Source organism: Hyphomonas jannaschiana VP2 (assembly GCF_000685215.1).
In the GTDB taxonomy this organism is placed as follows: Bacteria; Pseudomonadota; Alphaproteobacteria; order Caulobacterales; family Hyphomonadaceae; genus Hyphomonas; species Hyphomonas jannaschiana.
Map to the genome: position 1 here is coordinate 291,649 of NZ_ARYJ01000005.1, position 22,717 is coordinate 314,365.

The 22,717-nt window shown below is 64.1% G+C and carries 21 protein-coding genes; 11 read left to right on the forward strand and 10 right to left on the reverse strand.

Annotated elements, in window-relative coordinates; all coding sequences use genetic code 11:
• The first annotated feature begins 45 nt into the window (after positions 1-45).
• Complete coding sequence (locus HJA_RS09995; RefSeq protein ID WP_035581569.1) at positions 46-396, forward strand: DUF952 domain-containing protein; 351 nt, start codon at positions 46-48, stop codon at positions 394-396.
• A complete protein-coding gene (locus HJA_RS10000; RefSeq protein WP_035581572.1) occupies positions 396-1,448 on the forward strand; it encodes a quinone-dependent dihydroorotate dehydrogenase in 1,053 nt (350 codons plus the stop codon). Before HJA_RS09995 ends, HJA_RS10000 begins: the two co-directional genes overlap by 1 nt.
• Here HJA_RS10000 and HJA_RS10005 read toward each other — a convergent pair.
• The 3 genes from HJA_RS10005 to HJA_RS10015 all read right to left on the reverse strand — a co-directional run bounded on the left by HJA_RS10005 (position 1,445) and on the right by HJA_RS10015 (position 4,980).
• Positions 1,445-2,734 carry an MATE family efflux transporter gene (locus tag HJA_RS10005; RefSeq protein WP_035581574.1) on the reverse strand — a complete coding sequence of 430 codons (1,290 nt, stop codon included), beginning with the start codon at positions 2,732-2,734 and terminating at the stop codon, positions 1,445-1,447. The two genes, HJA_RS10000 and HJA_RS10005, sit on opposite strands and share 4 nt — an antisense overlap.
• A 29-nt stretch (positions 2,735-2,763) precedes the next feature.
• Positions 2,764-3,567 carry a phosphatase PAP2 family protein gene (locus HJA_RS10010; protein WP_035581576.1) on the reverse strand — a complete coding sequence of 268 codons (804 nt, stop codon included), beginning with the start codon at positions 3,565-3,567 and terminating at the stop codon, positions 2,764-2,766.
• Between the two features lie 111 nt (positions 3,568-3,678).
• Positions 3,679-4,980, reverse strand: a complete 1,302-nt coding sequence (locus HJA_RS10015; protein WP_035581578.1) for a dicarboxylate/amino acid:cation symporter — start codon at positions 4,978-4,980, stop codon at positions 3,679-3,681.
• Positions 4,981-5,112: 132 nt separating this feature from the next.
• Between HJA_RS10015 and hrpB the strand changes: the two genes are divergently transcribed.
• A complete protein-coding gene (gene hrpB / locus HJA_RS10020) occupies positions 5,113-7,554 on the forward strand; it encodes an ATP-dependent helicase HrpB (RefSeq protein ID WP_035581580.1) in 2,442 nt (813 codons plus the stop codon).
• A complete protein-coding gene (locus HJA_RS18015) occupies positions 7,551-8,039 on the forward strand; it encodes a GNAT family N-acetyltransferase (RefSeq protein ID WP_051597563.1) in 489 nt (162 codons plus the stop codon). The genes hrpB and HJA_RS18015 overlap by 4 nt, the downstream gene beginning before the upstream one ends.
• Positions 8,040-8,041: 2 nt before the next feature.
• Here HJA_RS18015 and HJA_RS10030 read toward each other — a convergent pair whose 3' ends face one another.
• The 6 genes from HJA_RS10030 to HJA_RS10055 are packed head-to-tail and all read right to left on the reverse strand — an operon-like array spanning position 8,042 to position 14,419.
• Complete coding sequence (locus tag HJA_RS10030) at positions 8,042-8,689, reverse strand: pseudouridine synthase (RefSeq protein WP_035581582.1); 648 nt, start codon at positions 8,687-8,689, stop codon at positions 8,042-8,044.
• The gene (locus HJA_RS10035) at positions 8,686-10,116 is read right to left on the reverse strand and encodes a sensor histidine kinase (protein WP_081814633.1); all 1,431 of its coding nucleotides are present in this window, start codon (positions 10,114-10,116) and stop codon (positions 8,686-8,688) included. Before HJA_RS10035 ends, HJA_RS10030 begins: the two co-directional genes overlap by 4 nt.
• A 15-nt stretch (positions 10,117-10,131) precedes the next feature.
• Complete coding sequence (locus HJA_RS10040; RefSeq protein ID WP_035581585.1) at positions 10,132-11,568, reverse strand: dihydrolipoyl dehydrogenase family protein; 1,437 nt, start codon at positions 11,566-11,568, stop codon at positions 10,132-10,134.
• Positions 11,565-12,311 carry a TVP38/TMEM64 family protein gene (locus HJA_RS10045; protein WP_035581587.1) on the reverse strand — a complete coding sequence of 249 codons (747 nt, stop codon included), beginning with the start codon at positions 12,309-12,311 and terminating at the stop codon, positions 11,565-11,567. Before HJA_RS10045 ends, HJA_RS10040 begins: the two co-directional genes overlap by 4 nt.
• Entirely contained in the window at positions 12,308-13,201 is an 894-nt protein-coding gene (locus HJA_RS10050; RefSeq protein ID WP_051597564.1) for a DUF547 domain-containing protein, read from the reverse strand. Before HJA_RS10050 ends, HJA_RS10045 begins: the two co-directional genes overlap by 4 nt.
• Positions 13,202-13,240: 39 nt before the next feature.
• Complete coding sequence (locus tag HJA_RS10055; RefSeq protein WP_051597565.1) at positions 13,241-14,419, reverse strand: serine hydrolase domain-containing protein; 1,179 nt, start codon at positions 14,417-14,419, stop codon at positions 13,241-13,243.
• A gap of 218 nt (positions 14,420-14,637) precedes the next feature.
• Between HJA_RS10055 and rpmH the strand changes: the two genes are divergently transcribed.
• The 4 genes from rpmH to yihA are packed head-to-tail and all read left to right on the forward strand — an operon-like array spanning position 14,638 to position 17,709.
• The gene (gene rpmH, locus HJA_RS10060; RefSeq protein WP_035581589.1) at positions 14,638-14,772 is read left to right on the forward strand and encodes a 50S ribosomal protein L34; all 135 of its coding nucleotides are present in this window, start codon (positions 14,638-14,640) and stop codon (positions 14,770-14,772) included.
• A gap of 36 nt (positions 14,773-14,808) precedes the next feature.
• Positions 14,809-15,177 (forward strand): ribonuclease P protein component, encoded by a 369-nt coding sequence (gene rnpA, locus HJA_RS10065; protein WP_081814634.1) that lies wholly within the window; start codon positions 14,809-14,811, stop codon positions 15,175-15,177.
• 50 nt (positions 15,178-15,227) lie between these two features.
• Positions 15,228-17,048, forward strand: a complete 1,821-nt coding sequence (gene yidC, locus HJA_RS10070; RefSeq protein WP_035581591.1) for a membrane protein insertase YidC — start codon at positions 15,228-15,230, stop codon at positions 17,046-17,048.
• Positions 17,049-17,052: 4 nt separating this feature from the next.
• Complete coding sequence (gene yihA / locus HJA_RS10075) at positions 17,053-17,709, forward strand: ribosome biogenesis GTP-binding protein YihA/YsxC (RefSeq protein ID WP_035581593.1); 657 nt, start codon at positions 17,053-17,055, stop codon at positions 17,707-17,709.
• Here yihA and HJA_RS10080 read toward each other — a convergent pair.
• Positions 17,706-19,868 carry an acylase gene (locus HJA_RS10080; protein ID WP_035581595.1) on the reverse strand — a complete coding sequence of 721 codons (2,163 nt, stop codon included), beginning with the start codon at positions 19,866-19,868 and terminating at the stop codon, positions 17,706-17,708. The two genes, yihA and HJA_RS10080, sit on opposite strands and share 4 nt — an antisense overlap.
• Positions 19,869-20,033: 165 nt before the next feature.
• Between HJA_RS10080 and argB the strand changes: the two genes are divergently transcribed.
• Genes argB through HJA_RS10095 form a run of 3 tightly spaced genes read left to right on the forward strand, consistent with a single transcriptional unit; the run spans position 20,034 to position 22,687 of the window.
• Entirely contained in the window at positions 20,034-20,930 is an 897-nt protein-coding gene (gene argB, locus HJA_RS10085; protein WP_035581597.1) for an acetylglutamate kinase, read from the forward strand.
• Complete coding sequence (locus HJA_RS10090; protein WP_035581599.1) at positions 20,905-21,951, forward strand: DUF1036 domain-containing protein; 1,047 nt, start codon at positions 20,905-20,907, stop codon at positions 21,949-21,951. The genes argB and HJA_RS10090 overlap by 26 nt, the downstream gene beginning before the upstream one ends.
• Complete coding sequence (locus HJA_RS10095) at positions 21,941-22,687, forward strand: pyrimidine 5'-nucleotidase (RefSeq protein ID WP_035581602.1); 747 nt, start codon at positions 21,941-21,943, stop codon at positions 22,685-22,687. The genes HJA_RS10090 and HJA_RS10095 overlap by 11 nt, the downstream gene beginning before the upstream one ends.
• The last annotated feature ends 30 nt before the right edge of the window (positions 22,688-22,717 follow it).

Here is a 22,717-nt window from a genome sequence, read left to right on the forward strand (position 1 = left end):
CTTGCCGCAATTGCCAGCGCCCGCAAAGCCTGCTGAATACCGGGCATGACCGAGACCGGCGAAACCCATGTCTATAAATTGCTGACCGGTGACGACTGGCAGGCTGCGTCCGCTGCTGGCGTAACCAGTGTGGCGATCGACCAGCAGGACGGCTATGTCCACCTGTCGACGCGGGCGCAGGTGGAAGAAACGGCGCGGCTCCACTTCGCCAGCGCCAAGGGCATCCGTCTGCTGCGGTTCGCCGTGGCGGAGCTGCCGCCGCTGACCTGGGAGCCGAGCCGGGGCGGGCAGATGTTTCCGCATCTCTATGCGCCGCTGGAAGTGTCCCGCGCCGATGCCGTCTGGCAGTTGCGGCGCGGCGAAGATGGCGCCCTGCATTTTCCGGAGGATTATTGATGAGCCTGACCGATTTCGGTGCCAGCCTCGTGAAATTGCTGCCACCGGAAGCGGCGCATACGGCCACGATCAAGGCGCTGAAACTTCGCCTTGGCGTGCCGCTGAACCCGCCGCTGGCCGATCCCGCGCTGGAAACCGTTCTGCCGAAATCCGGGCTGAAGCTGCCGTCACCTGTCGGGCTGGCGGCCGGGTTCGACAAGAATTGCGATGTGCCGGACGCGATGGCGAAATTTGGGTTCGGCTTTGTCGAATGCGGCACGGTGACCCCGCGCCCGCAGCCCGGCAATCCGAAGCCGCGCCTGTTCCGGCTGGATGAAGACCGGGCGGTCATCAACCGGATGGGCTTCAACAATGCCGGGCTCGACAATTTTGTCCGTAATCTGAAAACCTATCGCGGCGAGGTGCCGATCGGCGCGAATGTCGGCGCCAACAAGGACAGTGACGACCGGGTTACGGATTATGTCACCGGCATCCGGGCTGTCGCCCCGCATGCAGACTATGTGACGATCAATATTTCCTCACCGAATACGCCGGGCCTGCGCGGCCTGCAGGACCGGGCGTCCCTCGAAGCCCTGCTGACGGCGTGTGGAGGAACGGACCGGTCGGGCAAGCCTGTCTTCCTGAAGGTCGCCCCGGACCTTGATGAGAAAGCGATTGCCGACATTGTCGAAGTCGTGCGCGGGCCGGGGGCGTGGTTGTCCGGCCTGATCGTGTCCAACACGACTCTGGCGCGTCCCGAGACGCTGAAAAGCCCCGACAAGGGCGAAACGGGCGGCCTCTCCGGTGCGCCGCTGATGGGTCCGTCAACGGAGGTTATGGCCGCATTCGCACGCGCGCTGAAGGGCGAGTTTGACCTGATAGGGGCAGGGGGGATTGCCAGTGCGGCGGATACCTATGCCAAGATCCGTGCCGGCGCGAATGCGGTCCAGCTGTATTCCGCCATGGTCTATGAAGGGCCGGGCCTTGCGCAGGAAATCAACAAGGGGCTGCCCGCGCTGCTGAAGGCGGATGGGTTTGCGACGCTGGCGGAAGCTGTGGGAACGGGGCTCTAGGCGGTCTGAAGCCGCCGGAACAGGCCCGGCACATAGACGCCAAGCGCCGCGGCGCGATAGAGATACATCAGCAGGAAAGCGATCCAGACGCCGGTATTGCCGTAGAGCGGGCGCAGGATCATGTCCGTACTGATATAAAGCACAGCGACGGCCACGCCTGCATTGCGCAGGGCCCGGCCCTGTGTGGTGCCCAGGAAGAGGCCATCCAGCTGCCACGGCGCAATGCCGATCAGCGGCACCAGCGCGCAATAGGGCAGGTAGGCAAGCGCCGCATCGCGCGCTTCGACATCGCGAACAAAGGTCGTGATGACCCAGCCGCCGCCCAGGAAATAGAGCAGGGCAAAGCCGAGCCCGGCGATCAGGGCGAATTCACTGGTCAGCCGCATGGCCCGAGCAAGGCGCGGCGCGCTGTTGGCGCCATAGGCTTCGCCGGCTTCCTTCTCCGCGACAAAGGCAAAGCCATCCAGCACGAAGGCGGCCACCGTAATGAACTGCAGCAGGACTTCATTGCCCGCAGTCACGGCGGTGGAGATCATCGTGCCGGAGCGGACGAACCAGCCAAAGCAGAGCACCAGCGCCAGTGTACGGATCATGATGTCCCGGTTGGCGCCGAACAGGGCGGCGAGGCGTGCACGGTCGAACAATGGGGCAGCGCCCCGGAAAGCCGGGAAGACCAGCGCGAGGCCAAAGAGCAGCGCCGTCCATTCCGCGATCGCCGTGCCTGCGCCGATACCGGCCGGGCCGAGACCGAGCCTTGCGACGAACCATGTATCCAGCCCGGCATTCACGGCGTTCATCATGATCTGGAAGGCGAGCATCTGCCCGGTCCGTCCGGTGCCCAGCATCCAGCCGGTGACGGCGAGGCCCATCAGATAGGCGGGCGCCCCCCAGATGCGGGAGTCGAAATAGGCGCCCGCCAGCGTCTCTACCTGATCGGTGCTGGCGAAAGCGGTGAAGGCGAGGGGTTTCAGGATCGGCGAGAGGATCAGCAGCGCCAGCCCGATGGCGCCGCCGAGGGAGAGCGCGCGCAAGAGGACTGCCCGCTTCTCCGCTTCATCACCCCGCCCGGCCGCCTGCGCGGAGAGCCCGGTGGTCGACATGCGCAGGAAGCCGAAGCCCCAATAGATGAAGCTGTACGCCACCGCAGCGATAGCGACCGCTGCGAGGTCTGCCTTGTCGCCGAACTGGCCCATGACGGCAGTATCGACAATGCCGGTCGTGGCCGTCGCGGCCTGTGCGGCAATGATCGGCAGGGCAAGCTGCAGGGTCTTCTGGCGGGTCAGCATGGGAGGCGGGGTGTAGACCGCTTTGCCCCTCAGGGCGAGGGCGGAGACTCCGCCGGCGTGCCCGGGCGCTGGTGCAGTTCGATGGCGCGGTACAGCGCCTCGGAATCCGGCAGCGAGAGCATCAGATAGATCGGAAAGGCCGCCGCGATCACGAACAGGGCAATCGGAATGCCGCGTGAGAATTTCGGTGGCTCCGGATGCTTGGCCACGGCGATGGCCAGCATGACCAGGAACAGGAAGGCCAGCGCATACCCGGCCAGCACGTCGCTAAACCAGTGCGCGCCAAGATACATGCGCGAGGCCCCGATCATCACGATGAGGAGCAGGAAGGACCCGGTCAGCCCCCAGCGCATCCAGCCGCGGAAAGTGACGAAGGTCAGCCCGGCAATCGCGCCATAGATCAGGGCCGAATGGGCGACGTGGCTGGACGGAAAGCTGAACAGATCCACGCCGGTATAGGGAATGTCGGTCGGGCGGGCGCGCGCGATCCAGAGCTTGATTGTGTGCACCACGACCGGCATCGAGCCGAAGCAGGGCGCATAGCACATCGCCCGCCAGCGCGCGCCTGTGAACAGGAAGGAGGCGACCGTCACCACAGCCGCAAGTGTGAGGAACAGGCCGTCTCCCAGCGCCGTGACGACCAGCATCAGATCATAGAGCGGGCCGCCCCGTGCCCCTTCGACGAGGCTGTCGACCAGCCGGTCAATCGGGGCGAGGGGCCAGAAACCGGCCGCCCCGGCAGCCAGAATGGCGAACACGATGATCGCCACGCCCGCCGTCCAGCCAAGCTGGCGCGCGCCAAAGGTCGGAACGGTGCGCGGGCGCCGTCTCACGCGGACGCGCGCTTTCCTGTCAATGTCATACGCAACACGGGTTTTGCCTCATCGCCCGAATTCAACCCCTACAGCCCATGAGCATAGGCGCATGGACTGCAGCAGGGAAGGTTAAACCGGATCGCGGGCGATGTAGACGTCGTAGTCGAACTCGTTTTCCCATTTTGCAACGGCGGTCGCCACGGTCGCATCCCCGGTCACATTTGTGAGGGTCCGCATCATGTCGAGCAGCCGGTCAAAGGGCAGGATGAAGCCGATGACGAGATAGGCCGTTTCCTGCGGAATGCCGACCTGTTGCAGCGCCATGCCGGAGAGGAGCAGGCCTGCGCTGGGAATACCTGCCGCGCCGATCGAAACCAGCGTGGCCATCAGGGCGACCAGCACATACTGGCCGAGCGTCACATCCACGCCGAGCGCCTGCGCGCCGAACAGGGCGACCATGCCGATATAGATGGCGGTGCCATCCATATTGATGGTCGCGCCCAGCGGCAGGACAGAGCCGGCAATTGATTTGTCGACACCAAGGTTTTCCTCGGCACAGGCGATGGTGACCGGCAGGGTCGCGCTGGAGGAAGAGGTGGAATAGGCAACGGCCTGCGCATCGGTGACGCCGCGGAAGAAGGGCATCAGTGGCAGGCGCAGCACGAATTTGATGATCCCGCCATAGGTGATGATGATGTGCAGGAAGCAAGCGAGGTAGAGCGCGATGGCGAGCACGCCGAGGCTCTGCAGGATGCCGAGGCCTTGCGTGGCCAGCACCCATGTCATCAGGGCGAACACGCCGAACGGGGCGGTTTCCATGACGAACTCGGTGACTTTCATCATCACTTCGGCCGCACCATCGAAGAAGGCGGCCACCGGCTTGCCCATGTCTCCGGCCAGCATGATGCCGACGCCGAACAGGATGGCGAAGAAGATCACCTGCAGGATGTCGCCTTTGGCGAGGGCTTCGAATGGATTGGTTGGCACGATGGCGAGGAAGCGTTCGACGAAGCCACCCGCCGCATCCGCCCGGGCGGCGGCATCCGCCATGGCGCTGCCATCGACGCCCTCGAACATTTCCGGCGACAGGCTGGCGCCCGGCTGGAAGAGGGTGGCCATGATCAGGCCCAGTGTCACGGCGATGGCGGTGGTACCAAAATAAAGCCCGATGGTCCGCAGGCCCAGGCTGCCAAGGCGTTTCGGGTCGCCCATGGCAATCATGCCCGACACGAGCGTGAAGAAGACGAGCGGGACGACCAGCATCCGGATCAGGCGCAGGAACAGGTCTCCCAGCCATTTGACCCAGTCGGTGGCGAAGACCGCAGCCGCATCGGGGCCCATGCCTGCGCGCAGCGCTATGCCTGCGATTGTGCCGAGCACGAGCGCGGCAATCACGCGCTTCCACAGGTCGATTTCAAACCACCACTTCATCCACAGCTCCCTCAGAATTTGGCCAGACCCTAGGGAGGAGATCATGCGAAGGCAATTGGGGCTTTGTCTGCCACTGCAATCGGACCACCAGTGCTTGCCAGAGGGGCAGGGGCGGCCTTATTGCGGCAGACCATGGCAAATTTTCGCGCGTCCCTGCCGATTGACGAGGTGCTGGGAGATATTTCTGCCCGCCTTGGCGCGGCGCCCCGGCTTGTGCTGGCTGCCCCTCCGGGGGCCGGCAAGACGACGCGTGTGCCGCTGTCCCTGGCGGGGTTCCTGGATCTTCCGGCGGTCGTAGAGGGGCGTATCCTCCTGCTTGAGCCGCGCCGCATCGCGGCGCGCATGGCCGCGCAGCAAATGGCGAAAAGCCTCGGTGAGCCGCTTGGCAAGCGCATCGGCCTGACGACCCGCGTCGACCGGAAGGTCTCGGCCGACACGGTGGTGGAGGTGATCACGGATGGCCTGTTCACCCGGCGGATCCTGAATGACCCGGAACTGGCGGGCGTGGGCGCCATCCTGTTCGACGAATTCCATGAGCGCAGGCTGAATTCGGATCTTGGACTCGCCCTGGCGCTGGAAAGCCAGGCGGCATTCCGGGAAGACCTGAAACTGCTCATCATGTCCGCGACGCTCGACACGGCCCGCGTCTCGGCCGTGTTCGATGCGCCTGTCGTGGAGAGCGAAGGCAGGATGTTCCCGGTGGAGACGCGTTATCTCGGCCGGTCGCAGGACCGGACCGAGGACCGGATGGCCTCAGCGATCCGGCGGGCGCTGAGAGAAGAGACGGGCTCCATCCTCGCTTTCCTGCCGGGGGCAGGGGAGATCCAGCGCACGGCAGAGCGGCTGGACGGTCTCGGGCCGGATGTGATCGTGGCGCCATTGTTCGGTGCCCTCAGCCCGGCGGAACAGGATGCGGCGGTTCAGCCCGCGCCGGAGGGCAAGCGCAAAATCGTTCTGGCGACGGACATTGCCGAAAGCGCGTTGACCATTGAGGGCGTCCGGATCGTGATCGATTCCGGCCTGTCGCGCGTGGCGGAGGACAATATTGGCGGGCTTGGGTCCCGCCTCAGCACGGTGCGCGCATCGCGCGCGTCGGTCGACCAGCGCCGTGGCCGGGCCGGGCGACTTGAGCCGGGCGTCTGTTATCGTCTTTGGGATGAAGAGGCGACGCGTGGCCTGATGCCTGCGCCGGTGCCGGAAATCCTGTCGAGCGATCTGTCCGGCCTTGTCCTGACGCTGGCCGAATGGGGGGAGCGGGACGCAGGCAACCTCACCTGGATGGACGCGCCGCCCGCAGGCCGCCTGAAGGCGGCTACGGACTTGTTGCTGACCTTGCGCGCGGTGGATGAAGACGGCCGGCTCACGCCGCTGGGCTCCGAGATGTCCCGCCTGCCATTATCGCCGCGGCTGGCTGCGCTGGTCGCCGGGGCGGAAGGCGGCGAACGGGCGCTTGCGGCAGAAGTGGCCGCCCTCGCAGGCGAACGCGGCGTAGGCGGAACATCCATCGATCTGCGCGAGCGGCTCACCCGGTTCCGGCAGGAGCGCTCGCCCCGCGCCCGGGTGCTGCAACAGCAGGCGAAGAACTGGGGCAAGGGCGCGGCACCATCCGGCGATCTTCCAAAGCTGCTGGCCCGCGCCTGGCCGGACGAAGTGGCCCGCAAGCGCCCCGGCAGCACGGGGACTTTCCTGCTCGCCTCCGGTCGTGCCGCGACGCTGCCGGACAATGACCCGCTCGCGAAATCGGACTGGCTGGTGGTCGCCGACCTTGGCGGGGCGTCGAAAGAAGCGCGTATTTCGCTGGCTGTCCCGATCAGTGAGGCAGATGCGCTGGCGAGCGGAACAGTTGTCAGCGAAGACCGGGCCGAGTTTGATCCGAGAACGGCGCGTTTTACGGCGCGGCGCGTAAAAGCACTGGGCGCCATCGTGTTGTCGGAAACGCCGCTGCCGAAACCGTCTGCGGAGGTCGCCGCAAAGGCGATGTTGAACGCGGTGCAGGAACAGGGCTTTGCCGCCATTGGCGCAGAAGACGTGGTGGAGGAGACACTGTCGCGGCTCACCCTGCTGGAACAGTCGGGCCTGATTGACGCGCAAGGTCTCAGCGCCGATGGCTTGATGTTGACGGCGGGGGGCTGGCTCCTGCCCTGCCTGAAGAAAGCCGGGGCGCAGGTGCCCGCCGACCATAAAGTGCGCGAGGCGCTGATTGCGTCGCTCGACTGGCAGGTGCAGGAAGCGCTGCGCTCAGGCGCGCCCCTGTCGCTGGAACTGCCCTCGGGCCAGTCTGCGTGGGTGGATTATCTCGACCCGCGTGCACCGCTCGTGTCTGCAAGGGCGCAGGCCTTCTGGGGGTGTGCAGAGCATTTGCGGATTGCGGGCGGACGTGTGCCGGTGACGGTCGAGATGCTGTCACCCGGCATGAAGCCCGTTGCGACAACGCAGGACCTGCCCGCCTTCTGGCAAGGCGGTTACAAGGACATGGCGAAGGATATGCGCGGACGTTATCCCAAGCATGACTGGCCGGACGACCCGGCAAGTGCCCGCGCGCATGAAGGCCGGACGAAGAAACGATTGTCATGACCAAAGCATTCCATATCCGCAGTGACTGGCGTGAGGGCGATGTGGAGCGCATCGTCGACCTGCACCGGCGTGGCTATGAGCAGGAGGGTGGGCATCACTATGGCGCTGACTTCCTGGATCATGTGCGGCACACGGTCGAAGAGGCCGATATTCCGTCCCATCCGGCAAGCCGTGTCTGGTTCGCCGAGATGGACGGCGAAACGGTCGGCTGCGCGGCGGTGGTGGACCGGGGCGATGCGGGCCAGCTCCGCTGGGTCGTGCTGACGCCGGAGACACGCGGCCTGGGCATTGGCGGCAAGCTGCTGGATGCGGCGATGAAACATGCCGAGGCGCAGGACTGGCAATCCATCTATCTGGAAACAACCGATGGGCTGGAGGCGTCGATGGCGCTCTATAAGCGGCTCGGTTTTGAAATCGAGGTCGCGGAGGACCGCCCGCTCTGGCATGGTGGCGGCCGCTTCCTCCAGATGCGCCGGCCGCTATAGGTTCAGAACGGGCAGGGCGAGGTGAGGGTCAGCCGGACACCGGTGACCGGGTGCTCGAAGATGAGTTCGCTCGCATGCAGGTGCAGGCGTGGTGCGGCGGCCAGAGCGGCCGCGTGCGCGTAAAGCCTGTCGCCGAGAATCGGATGGCCGATTTCGGCAAGGTGCACCCGCAGCTGGTGCGACCGGCCGGTAAGCGGCGTGAGGCGAAGTCGGGCGTGATCGGCGTGGTGTTCCATCACTTCATATAGGGTGCGACTGGGCTTTCCGGTTTCGTGATCCACTTTCTGCCGCGGACGGTTTGGCCAGTCGGTGATCAGCGGCAGGTCAATCTCTCCCTCCGGCGGATCGGGCTTGCCCCAGACATCGGCGGTATAAGCCTTCTCCACCGTGCCCCGCTCAAACAGGCCGGACATGGCAGACTGCATCTCTTTCGACCTGGCCAAGATCAACAGGCCGCTGGTTGCCATGTCCAGCCGGTGAACCGTCAGCGCCCCGGGATGATCGGCATTGACGCGGGCGACGGCACAATCGGCTTTCTCCGGTCCTCGTCCGGGAACGGACAATAGGCCGGATGGCTTGTCGATCACGATCAGGTGGTCGTCGACATGCACATAGCGGACGGGGTTCTGTGGCGGCGTGTAGGGGGTCACACCACAAGGTCCGGCAGGATCAGGCGGAAGACCGTGCCTTTCGGTCCGGTAGAGGCGAGCACGAGGTCTCCGCCCATGCCGACGGCCAGTTCCCGGGCGATGACGAGGCCGAGGCCGGTGCCGGTTTTCCGGGATGAAGCAGCGAAGGGTTTGAACAGATTGTCCCGCGCATTGGGCGGCAGGCCGGGACCGGTATCGGTGAACTCCATACCCTCGCGGGTGAGGGTCACGGTGATGCGCTTGGGCAGGCTTGCGGCCGCGACCATGGCCTCGGCAGCGTTGCGGATCAGGTTCGTGGCCAGGCGGTGCAGGTGTTCCGGGTCGGCATGGATGATCCGTGCGCTGGGCAAGTCATCGATGAACTCGACTTCCGGCCAGGCGGCGAGCGCTTCGGCCGCGGCCTCCTCGACGCAGCCGCGCAGGGAGACCGGCTGCATGTCGGCCGGCTGGGGCGCGGCCTTGCCATAGTCCAGCGTTTCGGAGGCGAGGTTGATCGCGCGGGTCAGCGCCCGTTCGAGACGCGGGGCCGCCTTTTGCACGCGCGGGTCTTCCGACCGGGCCAGCGTATCGGAGACGAGCTGCGCCGAGGCGAGCGAGTTGCGAAGATCGTGATTGATCTTGGCGACGGCGGTGCCGAGTTCTGCCAGGTGGGCACGCTGGCGGAAGGCATCGGCCACGGCTTCTTCCATATCCGACAAGGCATTCTGGGCACGGCCGATTTCGTCACGCCTTGAGGTCGGCTGCAGCCGCCGGGTCCAGCCGCCGGGATCCATGCGGAACTGTTCGACACTGGCGGTGACGCGCACCATCGGCCGGACCACGACGAAATGGAGCAGCACATAGATCACGGTTGCGGCGATCAGGGCGATCAGGAAGGACAGGCCGAGGATACGCTGGCCATAGGCATAGAGGTCCTTGCGGAGCGGGGCCTGCGGCACGACCACTTCGATGATGCGATCCGGTGTCGACCCGATGGCCGTGATCACGAGGATACGGTCCTTTGGCGCCGCGAAGGCGCCCATCACCTGCATCACCCGGCGGACCGGTGTCGTTTCGCGTAGGTCGAGCTGATAATAGCTGCCCTCGATGTCCATATCGGAATCGAGCAGCTGGATATGCATGTCGTCCTCAACCTCGGCCACGGAGAGAACTTCGGCATTTTCCAGCAATTGCTGGGCAAGCTCCTCCGACACCATGCGGGAGGGGGAGGCGTCGAGGGCGAGAGCGGCGATGCGGGCTGCCTGCAGCCTTTCGTTCAGCCAGGCTGTGCGGAAACCTGACGCGCTGGGGATGAAAATCAGCCCCTCGACAAACAGGATTGCGGCCAGGGTAAAACCGAACAGGCGGAACGATAGCCCATGGTACCAGCGAGCGGACGCAGGCTGGCGGACGGGGGCCGGAAGGGGGGCGCTTGCGTTGCCGTTCACATGGGCTGAACTAGCCTACGGGATGCGCTGGAGCAAGCCGACGAGACGCCGCGAATTGGTTCCGAACACGACCGGCGTGAAGTGGGCAGAGGCGGCCCGTTTCACAACTTCGGCGCGAGTCGGGTAAGGCGAGATGAAATTGGTCAGCGCGGTCAGTTTCAGCCCGTTCGACATGGCGACCGACACAAGCTGGAGAATGTCGCCCGCACCTTCGCCGACAATGGACGCGCCAACCAGTTTGCCTTTGTGCAGCACCAGTTTGCACTCGCCGAGCGTCTTGCCCTCGGCAATGGCGCGGTCGTTTTCGTGGAAGGGGAAGGCGGACGTGGTCACCTTGCCGCCATGCTTCGCAATCGCCTCAGCTTCGGTCAGGCCGAGCTGGGCGACTTCCGGGCTGGTGTAGGTAACCGCCGGGACGGGCAGGCTGGAGGCCTTGGTGCCTTGTTTGAAGAAAGCCCTGCGGGTGAAGACTGAGGCGTGCCATCCGGCAATATGGGTGAATTGCTCCTTGCCGGCGGCATCGCCCAGCGCCCAGACGCGGGGATTGGATCGGCAGCGCAGCGTGTTGCCCACAACGATGCCCTTGTGGTCGGCTTCGACACCGCCTTTTTCAAGGTCCAGACCGTCCAGAACGGCGCGGCGGCCCGTGGCGACCAGAAGGTGGCTGCCTTCGATCACCGGCGTGCCTGCGCCGTTTTCGGTGTGTACGCGGATCCGCCCGCTTTCCTGGCTGACCCGCCCGGCCTTGTGCTGTTCGAGGATGGTCACGCCCTCATCCCGCAAGGCCTTGATCGCAATGGCAGCGTGTTCGGCATCTGCCCGGGGCATCGCCCGGCCCATCTCGATCACGGTGACGTCTGACCCCAGGCGCCGGAAGGCCTGCGCCATTTCGAGGCCAATCGGGCCGCCGCCGAGAATGATCAGGTGGCGGGGCAGTTCCGGCAGCGTGAAGATGGTTTCATTGGTCAGGAAGGGTACGTCCTTCAGCCCGTCAATCGGCGGGATGAGTGCGCGCGAGCCTGTGGCGATGACGATGCGGCGGGCCTGGGTCCGGGTCGTTTCCGAGACGATGGTCTTCTTGTCAGCAAACCGGGCGGCTTCCCGGATGACCGTGACGCCAAGGCCTTCGAACCGTTCCTGGCTGTCGACCGGGGCAATCGTTTCGATGGCGCCCGCAACATGGGATTTGACAGTCTCCCAGTCTGTTTTTGGGTCCTCAGTCTGGATTCCGTACTTTCTGGCTTCACGAACACCGGCCGCTGCCTTCGCGGCGCTGAGCAGCGCCTTGGAGGGGACGCAGCCATAATTCAGGCAGTCACCGCCCATTTCGTGCTTCTCATAGAGCACCACTTTCAGGCCGAGCTGGGCGGCACCGGCGGCTGCGGACAGGCCACCGGATCCGGCCCCGATCACGCAGAGGTCGGCTTTCAGGTCTTGAACAGGGTCGGTCATGCGGGTGGGCTTTCGATCTTGGGAACTTTGCGGCCAAGGAATTTCTTCCAGATGACCGGCATCAGAGAGACGACGGCAAGCGCCGCGAAGGCGGGCACAAGGTTCCCGGCAACCGCGCCGATGTCCGGGTTTTCCCCGGCTTCGAAGGTCGCGCCGAGGCCGGCACCGATCCAGGTATAGGCGACAACACCCGGGATGATGCCGATGGCCGTGGTCAGAGCATAGTCCGGGTAGCGCGCGCCCAGCAGCGCCGGGGCGATATTGGCAACAGGGAAGGGCACGATCGGCAGGAAGCGCAGGGCGAACATGTAGGAGCGCGGGTTCTCATGGAAGCCCGCCTCCATCCGGCGAAGGAAGGGGCCGGCCCGTTCGCGCAACATGCCGCCAAAGGCTGTGCGGGCGGCCAGGAACAGGAGGCTCGCGCCCAGCGTGGCGCCGACGACGGTCGCGGCGGATCCGCCTGCGAGGCCGAAGAGGAACCCGCCTGCGATCGTGATCCAGAGCGCGCCCGGCACCATGAACAGGGTGGAGAGGGCATAAATGATCACATAAGCGGCGACGGCGATCAGCAGATTGCCTTCGACGAAGCTGCGCAGGGCTTCATGCTGTTCGCGCAGGGTTTGCAGCGACAGGTAATCGAACAGGCCGAGCCGCCAGCCTGCCAGCAGGCCACCGGCGATCAGATAGACCGGCCAGAGGCGCTGCCAGAGCGGCGCGCGGGATTTCACGCTGGTGTCAGTCATTCGGTTTCGGCCTTCTTCGTGTCGTTGAGGGACCAGTCATAGTCATACGCGCGAATGCGCGGGTTGGAGCGGATGTCTTCGGCGAGGACCGGCTCTGCATAGGCCAGAAGGTGTTCGATAACAGCTTGTTTCGATCCGCCGAAGTCGGATTCGAACCAGTCATAGATGGAGGAGACGGTCAGGCCCCGGCTTGTCACGGTCACGCCGCGCGGATCGTTGACATAGGCGCGCGCGGCTGCGGCGAGCTTTTCGTCCAGTGTATCGGCCTGCCAGGCTTCCGGCTGCAGGTTGGGGCAGGAGACGGCGGCGCAGTTGATGGCGTAGTGCACGAGCGGATTGCCGAAACGCGGGCGCAGGATGCCGTGCTCGATCTCGTCGAGGGAGACGGTCTCGCCGCCTGCCGCCACTTTGATCTTCTTCCACGGTCCGCCGAAGAGGTAGCCGTCGCGGATCGATCCGGTGGGGTATTGTTCCAGAATGTAGCGGACGGTGACGGCATTATAGAGATTGGCCCAGGCGGCGAAGGTGGCCGCATCGGTGCCGGACAGGTCCATGTCCGCAAAGCTTTCGATATATGTATCGAGCGTGGCCCGGTCCTTTGCGTTGGCCTGGAAGGCTGCATAGTCGACGCGGTTCACGCCGTCCGGTCCGGGTTTCACATATTTCTTCAGGAGGCAGGTCCATGCCGCATGCACCGGTTTCTCGGCTGGCAATTGCTGGACCATGCCGGAGACCGGAACGGCCGGTTGCGCCAGCGCGCTGAGCGGCGTCAGGGCAAGGGCGACAGGCAGGGCAAGGCGGCAGGCAGCGGCGGGCATGAGGCGGATCGGCTCCGGATCGGGTGAATTGAGCCCCTCACATAGCGCACCCGGCCGGACTTCGCCCGTCACGCCTTTTCAGCTGCCGATCAAAGGCCCGTGATCGGCGCCTCAGCCGCCTGTGGCCGGCGTGTCGATTTCCATCCAGTCCTGTGGCGGCAGGCTGTAGAGCATGTCCATGACCTCGAACCCGATGCCATTGGGGCGTCGGGAGCTGGAATTCCAGAGGATGACGACGCCGGTGTCCTGCTCCGGATCGAACAGGATATAGGACCTGTAGCCTTCCACAGCGCCGCGGTGGCCGATCACGCGGTCACCATTGACGCCATATTTGTAGATCCGCCAGCCAAGCCCGTAGCGGGCGTCGCGCACCGTGCCCCGGTACCGGCTGGACATGCGTCTTTGCTCGCCACTTGTGTAGACACGCGGGGTCTGGAGCATTTCCAGCGCTTTCTCGCTGAGGACGTCCGGCATCAGCCCCATCTGGGCGCGGGCATAATTGGCAAGGTCGAGGATCGACCCGTTTACGCCGCCGGCGGCCGGAACCCTGTAATAGTCTTCATTGACCCGGCGCTTCAGCTGCGTGTCATCTGCTCTGGACCGCCTTGAATAGGGCCGGGCCCAGGAGGGCGCCGTCTGCAGGCCGTTCCGGCCAATGCTGGCCGATACCATGCCCAGCGGCTTGAAGACCGATTCTTCCACCGCCTCGGCATAGGAAGAATGGGTCACGTCTTCGACGACTTCCGAAATCGTGTCGTAGGCGACGTTCTGATAGGTGTGGCAATCGCCGACCGGGCAGAGCGGCTTGAGAGACCGAAGGCTGTGGCGGATGTCTGCAGCCTCCCAGCCATCCTCCAGCCGCGTGTCATAGGCATTCGGGACAATACCCAGCCTGTGGGAGAGAACATCTTCGAGCGTTGCACGGTGTTCGCCGCCGCCCGGCAGCCGCAGCGAAGTGCGGAACTTCGAGACCGTATCGGTCAGGTTGAGTTCGTGCCGGTCGGCAAGGATGGCGACTTCGGTAGCTGCGACGCCCTTTGACAGCGATGCCCAGCGGAAGACCGTTTCGTCCGTCACCGGCGTGCCGCCGCGCTCAGTGACGCCATAACCGTTGGCGAAGGCGATATGGCCATGGTCGATCACCGCGACCGCCAGACCGACGATGTCTTCCTGCGCGGCCAGCCGGCTGATCCGGTCATCCAGGCGCGCGTAATCTATGGTCTGGGCGAAGGCGGCGGGCAGGGGAAGGGTTGCGGCCAGGCAAATGGCCAATGTGCGCAGGAGACGCATAATCTGATCCCGTGTTCATGGCCCGCCCGGCACCAGTCACACCAAGACTCTCTGCAGATGTAAAGATCGCTGGATGCCAGGGGGCGCGATCTGTAAGCCCGTCTGGCAGACAGCGTGCCCGGCTGACCGCTTTTCATGCTGATTGCATGACTTGACCCGGCGCGTCCGGCCCTGTATTGGCCCCCTTTTCCGAGACACTTAGCTTCCAGAGCAGACTGATGAAACGCACTTTCCAGCCGAGCAATCTCCGCCGCAAGCGCACGCACGGCTTCCGTGAGCGCATGTCCACCAAGAACGGCCGCAAGGTCCTGGCTCGCCGCCGCGCGAAGGGCCGCAAGTCCCTCTCCGCCTAAGAACGGCGCCAGTCCGCCTCTCCGAAGGGGTAGGCCGTGACGGCAGATACCGGCAAGATTTCGATTGAGGTCGTACGCCTGCGCGTGCGGCCTCAATTCATTTTCGTGCGGGGTGGCCGGGCAGAGCGGCGCAAATCCCTCGTTGTCCAGGCCCGCAAGCGGGCCGGGGAGGCGCCGGGCGATCATGCCGGGGCCGGCTTCACCGCCACAAAGAAGATCGGCAATGCCGTCATCCGCAATCGGGCCAAACGGCGTCTTCGCGAGGCCGCACGCCAGTTGCTGCCGCGCCATGGCCGCCCCGGTTGGGACTATGTGTTCATTGCGCGTCAGGATACCGCTGATATTGGCTGGCCGCGTTTGCTTGACGATATGGAAAGCGCACTGATAAGCCTCGCCGCTGATTAAACCCCGCCGCCCGTCCGGGCGATCCTGCTTCAAGATTCCGGGACCCCGAGATGGAAAAAGAAGACCAGCGCAATTTTCTGCTCGCAATGGTGCTGATGATCGCGCTCGTGCTGGGCTATCAGAAATTCTTCGTTGAGCCGGCGCAGAAGAAATATGAAGCGCAGCAAGCCGCAGTTGAGGCCGAATCCCAGGCCAAGACGGCCGATACCGGCGTTGTCGCCATCGACCAGCTGAAACCGGTCGAAGAGGCGCTGGCAGACAATGCGCGCATCGATTTCCAGGGGGAAGGCGTCGACGGCTCGATTCGCCTCGCGGGCGCGCGCATCGATGATGTCAGCCTGCACGATTACTATCTGACGGTCGAGAAGAAGCAGGAAGTGCGCCTGTTCCGTCCGGAGAACAGCGAATACGGCTATTTCGCCACTTATTACTGGGCTTCGGGCGGCACGCTGGTGGCGGGCCGCAATTCGCCCTGGACCGTCGTCTCGGGTGACAAGCTGACCCCGGACTCGCCGGTTGTCCTGAAACTGGAAGGCGACGGCGTCACTATTGAGCGGACCATTTCGCTCGATGAGAACTACATGTTCACCTTCACCGACAAGGTGACCAACACGTCCGACACGCCGCGCAGCTTCCGCGCGGTCGGTTCGCTTGAACGCTTTGGCGACTTCAAAGGCTTCCTTGAGGCGACCGACCCCGGCTCGTCCGTCTCGACGGCTGCGCATATGGGCCTGATGGGCCATACCGACGGCTCGCTGCGCATGAAGAAGTTCAAGGGCCTCTATGATATGAAAAGTATCAAGGGCGAGTCGGCTGATGGAACGTTCCCGGCGCCGAATGGCGGCTGGTGGGGCCTGTCCGACAAATACTGGCTGGGCGCCCTGATCCCGCAGCAGGACATGTTCTTCGCGGGCATGATCGACAAGCGCAAGCTCGCCACGGGCAAGGATCTGGAGCTTCGCACCGAGTCCGCCACACTGGACCTCGCCCCGGGCGCCAGCGCCACGATGGAGAACCGGATCTTTGCCGGCGCCAAGCGCTATGAGGTGCTGAAGGATTATGAGAAAAATCTCGGCATTCCGAAGTTCGAGGATGCCATCGACTGGGGCATGCTGTTCTTCCTGACCAAGCCGTTCTTCTATGCGCTTGAATGGCTGTCCGGCATTGTCGGCTCGTTCGGCTGGGCGATCCTGGCCTTTACCGTGCTGGTCAAGCTGCCGCTCGTGCCGCTCTACAATCAGAGCTACAAGTCCATGGCGAAGATGAAGAAGCTGCAGGAGCCGACGCAGGAAATCCGTGAACGCTTCAAGGCCGATCCGCAGCGCCAGCAGCAGGAAATCATGAAGCTCTACAAGGAAGAGGGCGCGAACCCGCTGGGCGGCTGCCTGCCCATCCTTGTGACCATCCCGATCTTCTTCGCCCTGTTCAAGACGCTCTACGCCACGATCGAGATGCGCCATGCCTCCTTCATGTTCCTGAAGGATCTCTCGGCGCCGGATCCAACCGCCATCGGCAATCTCTTCGGCCTGATCCCGTGGTGGTCTGCGGCGGACCTGAAATCCATTCCGTTCCTCGGCATGGTGATCGGCGTCGGTATCCTGCCGATCCTGTACGGCGCGACCATGGCGGCCCTGCAGACGCTGTCACCGCCGCCGCCAGACCCGATGCAGCGCCGCATGATCCAGTTCATGCCGTTGATCTTCCTGTTCGTGTTCGGAGGATTCCCGGCTGGTCTCGTCATGTACTATGTCTGGTCGAACACGCTGTCCTTCATTCAGCAATACTTCATCATGCGCCGGAACGGGGTGGACACCGAGATCGGCAAATTCGTGAAGAAGCTGTTCTCGGGCGGCAAGGAGCCTGCCAGCTGATCCGATGACGGAAGAGACATCCCCCGGCGAACCTGGCTTCAGCGAAGAAGCGCTGGAAGCGGGCCGTCTCCTGTTCGCGGGGGACGCCACCTTCGTCATGGGCGTGGTGAACCTCAAACAGTTGCCGCCGGCCGACCGGACGGAAGTCTGCTTCGCCGGCCGGTCGAATGTCGGCAAGTCCAGCCTGATCAATGCGCTGACCAACCGGGCGAAACTGGCCCGCTCCTCGGCAGAACCCGGCCGGACGCGAGAACTCAACTATTTCGACATCGGTGAAGGTCAGCTCTACCTCGTGGACCTTCCGGGCTTCGGTTATGCCAAAGTGTCCCGCTCGCAGACCGAAGCGTGGACACGCCTGACCAAGTCTTACCTGCGCGGGCGTCCGTCGCTGCGCCGGGTGTTCCTTCTGGTCGATGCCCGCCGTGGCCTGATGGATACGGACGAAGAAGTCATGGACATAATGGACAAGTCCGCCGTGACCTATCAGATCGTCCTGACCAAGGTCGACAAGGTGGCCAAAGGCGAGGTCGACAAGCTCGCCTCGAAGATTGCCGACAAGCTGAAGAAGCGCGGGGCGGCGCATCCGGTGGTACGGATGACATCGTCCGAAAAGGGCTGGGGCATTCCCGAACTGCGCGCCGAGATCGCCGGACTGATCTAGTCAGCGCTCTGGCCGGGGTGATAACGCCGTGTGGCGCTCTCCGCGATTTCCAGCCAGTCGAGGTGCGCCCGGCGCCAATTTTCCATAGCGAACAGCTCTGCCTGGTCGGCATAGTGCGATGAGTTCGGGTCGAGCGTCGCCGATCCGAAGGGGTGAATGACCCGGGCCGTCTGGTTGCCGTCGGCGTCCCATTCCACAAGTGCGATCCATGTGTCTCCGGCATTCATGTGAAGCGTGCCGTCATCGCGGATCTCTGCCGGATAGACTGCGCGCAACGTGTCCGGCCCGCCGCTGATCGGCCAGGTCTGGTCCCCGCGCGCCAGCTTGTTCACTTCGCCCCATTCCGGATCGATCCGGCCGTGATGCTCCATCAGCCAGCTGACGGCCTCCCGGAATGCCGTCTCAGGGGAAGGAGGCGGAATATGGGTGTAACGCGCCGTGATTTCCCGCAGCGTTGTCAGCCCGCCGAGCGCTGCATGGCGGGAAGACATGTCCATGTCGAAATCCCATTCTGCGAGAAAGGCTGCGGCCTCGGCCATGTCCGGCTCATCACTCCAGTCCTGCGCCAGCACCGTCTCGATCACCTGCCGTGCTTCGGAGCCTTCAGCATAGGCTGTGTCGAACTTGATGGAGAGCAGGCGCGCCCGGTCCATGGGGCCGGTGCCGTCGGTCAGTTCCATGATACGCAGGGCGCGGTTTGTCTGGTTCGTCTGAAGGCCCATGCTTTGCGGGAAGTCTTCCGGCGCCAGATTGTCCGGTCCGTCGGTTGCGCTGTAGGGGGTGTTGTTGGCATTGAAGACGAAGCCGGAGACAGGGTTGGTCAGTTTCGGCACCGCTGCCCAGTCGCGATAGCCGTCCCAGATCAGGTCCGACCGGTCGCCCGGCAGGTCGCCGCTCCAGTCCCAGGCATCGTCACGGGCCGGATACTGGGCGTTGTGGATGAAGCCGATATTCCCGTCCTTGTCCGCGAACACATAATTGATCGAGGGCAGGGCGTTCAGCGACATGGCGTCGAGGAAACTGTCGAGCCCCGTGGACCTGTTCAGCCGGTAATACTGTTCCAGCTGGCGGATCTCACCCATGCCGGCATAGCGGATGGCGTAAGTGCCGGTTGGCGCTTCGATTACCGGTCCGTGGGCGGAGCGCAGGACGGGGCGTTTCACTTTCAGCGCAAATGGGCCCCACAGTTTCACATGCAGTATGGCGGTCGACGTCTCGAAATCCTGCCAGTCGCCATCAAGCAGGTACTGGTTCCTGTTATCCGGGTTCCTTGTGAGGACGTAGGTATCCGACAAGTCCTGCGCGCTGACCGTGTTGGCCCAGCCGATGTCATGGTTGAAACCGTGCAGGATCACCGGCGTGCCGGGGAAGATGCCGCCGGTTATGTCGAGGCCTTCGTCGGAAGCAATATGCGCCTCGTACCAGGCGACCGGCCCGGTCAGCGGCTGGTGGGAATTGATGATCAGCCGGGTGACGCCGTCCCCGCTGCGGGCAGGGGAGACAGCAAACGCATTCGATCCGCGCTCGGACAGCGTTTTCGGCGCCATCAGGAAGGCTTTCCTGTCGCCTTGCGGGTCCAGCGCGATGGATTGGGTATAATCGTCCGAGAAGAGGCCGGTCAGCGTCTCGTCGAGGCCATAGAAGAACGGTGTCTTGAACAGGAAGCCGGCGACGATGTCCTGCGGGGTGAACGGGGCGAGGCCTGTCCAGGTCTCATCGGGGTGCTGCGAAGCATAGAGGTTCAGCCCGGCGGCATAGGCTTCGGCGATGGCTTTCACGTCATCGGGAATGTCGGTCTCGTAGCGCGCATCGATCGTGTCCCAGACGCCGAGAAGCGAGACGAGATAATCCGCCGGAGCCGCGTCTTTTCCCCGGTAACGGGCCAGCTTGCCGCGCGTCACCGCGACGACTTCCTGGATGGTCTCGAAATCATCCTCGGCATGGGCATAGGCGAGGCCGAAAGAGGCATCCCGGTCCCGCTTGCCGCGGATGTGGGGTACGCCATACTCGTCGCGCAGGATTTCCGCGTCATAGGCGTCTGCGGACGCGGCCAGCACGGCCGGAGGCGGATTGGCGGGCAGGGGATCCCAGAGCACAACGCCAGCGCCTGCAAGGACGACCATGGCGAGTCCCGCCAGACCGGACAGAATTCGTATCATCTGTAGTGCTTCCTGAACCCCATTCAGCCCTGGACCTTAAAAGGCTTTTCCCGTCCGGCAAGCCGCTTATCGGTATGGGGGAAATTCCGGATGCTGGCTGCGCACAGCGATTGCCGCGGCGAATAGGCGTTTCACCCGGCCGCAAAGCGCGTTAAAGGGGCGGCCATGACTGACGAGTTCTCTGCCGCCCAATTCACTGCGAAAACCCTGTCCGAGGCGCTGCCCTATATCCAGCGCTATGCCGGACAGATCATTGTCGTGAAATATGGCGGCCACGCCATGGTGGACGAAACCCTGTCCGCCATGTTCGCCCGCGATGTGGTCCTCCTGAAGACGCTGGGCATTCATCCGGTCATCGTGCATGGCGGCGGCCCGCAGATCGGCAAGCTGCTGGACCGGCTGGGCATCGTCTCCGAATTCAAGGGCGGCCTGCGCGTCACCGATGAAGCGACCATGGAAGTGGTCGAAATGGTGCTCTCCGGCCCGATCAACAAATCCATCGTTCGGGCGATCAATCAGGCCGGTGGCCTGGCTGTGGGCCTGTCGGGCTCTGACGGCCAGCTGCTGCAGGCGACCAAGGCCACCAAGACCGAACGCGACCCGGACAGCCATATCGAACAGGTGCTCGACCTTGGCTTTGTCGGTGAGCCCACCGGCGTGGACACGAGCGTCATCGAAGCCCTTCTGAAGGCCGATTCGCAGCTGATCCCGGTCGTTGCACCGGTGGCCATGGGGCCGGACGGGCACCGGTTCAACGTGAATGCCGACACGGCTGCGGGCGCACTTGCCGAGGCGCTGGGTGCCAGCCGCCTCCTGCTTCTGACGGATGTCGCCGGCGTGCTCGACAAGGACAAGAACCTGATGCGCGACATCAAGGTGGCCGACATCCCGCGCCTGATCGAAGACGGCACAGCTGTTGGTGGCATGATACCGAAGCTTGAAACCGCGGCCCATTCCGTAAATCATGGTGTCGGGGCGGCGGTTATTCTGGATGGACGTGCGCCGCACGCCCTCCTCATGGAGCTGTTTACCGAACATGGCGCTGGAACGCTCATTTCGTAACGTCCTGGTGGTCCTTGCGGCTGCTGTCTGTTTCCCTGTCCTGACCGCGACCGCGCAAGCGTCCGGCGCGAAGGATGGCTGGAAGCTGTGCAACAAGACGTCCTACATCATTGATGCCGCCATCGGCGTGCCTGAGGAAAAAGACGTCACCGTCGAGGGCTGGCTGAAGCTGCGTCCCGGTGAGTGCAAGGTGGCGGTCGAGACGCCGCTGGAGCCGAAATATCATTTCCTGTATGCGCGCACCTCGCCGGCCCATCGTGGTGGCCCGCGCGAATGGGGCGGCCGTACCGAGCTGTGTGTGGACCCCACCGGCAGCTTCACGCTGGAAAACCCGCCCGAATGCGCCCCGATGGGACTGGAAGCACGTGGTTTCCGGGCGGTGGAGATCTCCAGCAAGGTGCGCTGGACGACAGACCTGACCGAGATCGAGAATTACAGCCTGGACAAGGCCCGCGCAGCCGGCCTGCAGCGCCTCCTCGAGGAAGCCGGCATTACCAGCGGCGCCATCGACGGCAATATCGGCCGGCGCACCCGGCTCGCCATCGGGGAGTTCCTCAAGCAGAACAATCTGCCCGCCACGACGTCGGATGATGACCTGATCGATTTCCTTGAACAGGTGGCCAAGGACCGGGGCCGCAATGTCGGCTTCAACCTCTGTAACCGCACCAAGAAGCGTATCTGGAGCGCCATTGCCCGGCGCGGAGCCGAAGGCTGGGAAAGCCGGGGCTGGTGGCTGCTGGAAGCAGGCGGCTGTGCCCGCGTGATCGACCGGCCGCTGCGCGGCACCGAATACTATGTCTATGGCGAGATGGAGGACGGCTCCAAGATCCGCACCCTGTCCAAGGCGTCGGATGCGTTCTGCGTCGGCCATGCGAAATTCGCGATTGCCGGGCGGGACCAGTGCGAAGCCTCTGCCTATCGCACGGCGCTGTTCGCTGCGACGCCCCCGCCAACCGAGCGCAAGCTGGTGTTCGAATTCTTCGAACGGGACTTTGCCAAGGCAGGCGGCAATGACCGCTAAGGCCGCTGGCGTCCACATCGCCCCGTTCGGGAAGTTCGACCATGTCACCGACTGGGTCTTCGATCTCGACAACACGCTGTATCCGGCCGAGTGCGATCTCTTCGCCGAGATCGACACGCGGATGACGGCCTTCGTGTCCCGCGCGCTGGCCCTGCCGCCGGATGAAGCACGGAAGGTGCAGAAAGACTATTACAAGACCTACGGCACCACGCTGTCGGGTCTGATGCAGGTCAACCGGATCGAGCCGGCCGATTTCCTGCACTATGTGCACGACATCGACCTGTCTCCCTTGCCGGACCTGCCGGGCCTGCGCGCCGCGATTGAGGCGCTGCCGGGCCGGAAGTTCGTCTACACCAATGGCTCGCGCCGCCATGCAGAGCGTGTGACGGAGAAGATGGGCCTTTCGCACCTCTTCCATGACAGTTTCGGCATCGAGGACGCGGCCTACACGCCCAAGCCGAAACAGGACTCTTATGACCGCTTCTGCGGGCTGCATGGCGTGGATCCGAAACAGGCGATCTTTTTCGAGGATCTTGCCCGCAACCTGCTGCCGGCCAAGGATATGGGCTTCACCACGGTGCTGGTTCATTCCGAAAAGGACTGGAGCCACGAGCCCATCGAGGCCCGGCCTGCGACGCTTGAGGACATTTTGAAGGATGACGGGCCGGACCACATCGACTATGTCACCGGCGACCTCGCAGCCTTCCTCGAAGCCGCGCGGGACACGCTGAAATAAGAACCAGAGCCTAAAAACAAAAAACTGGGG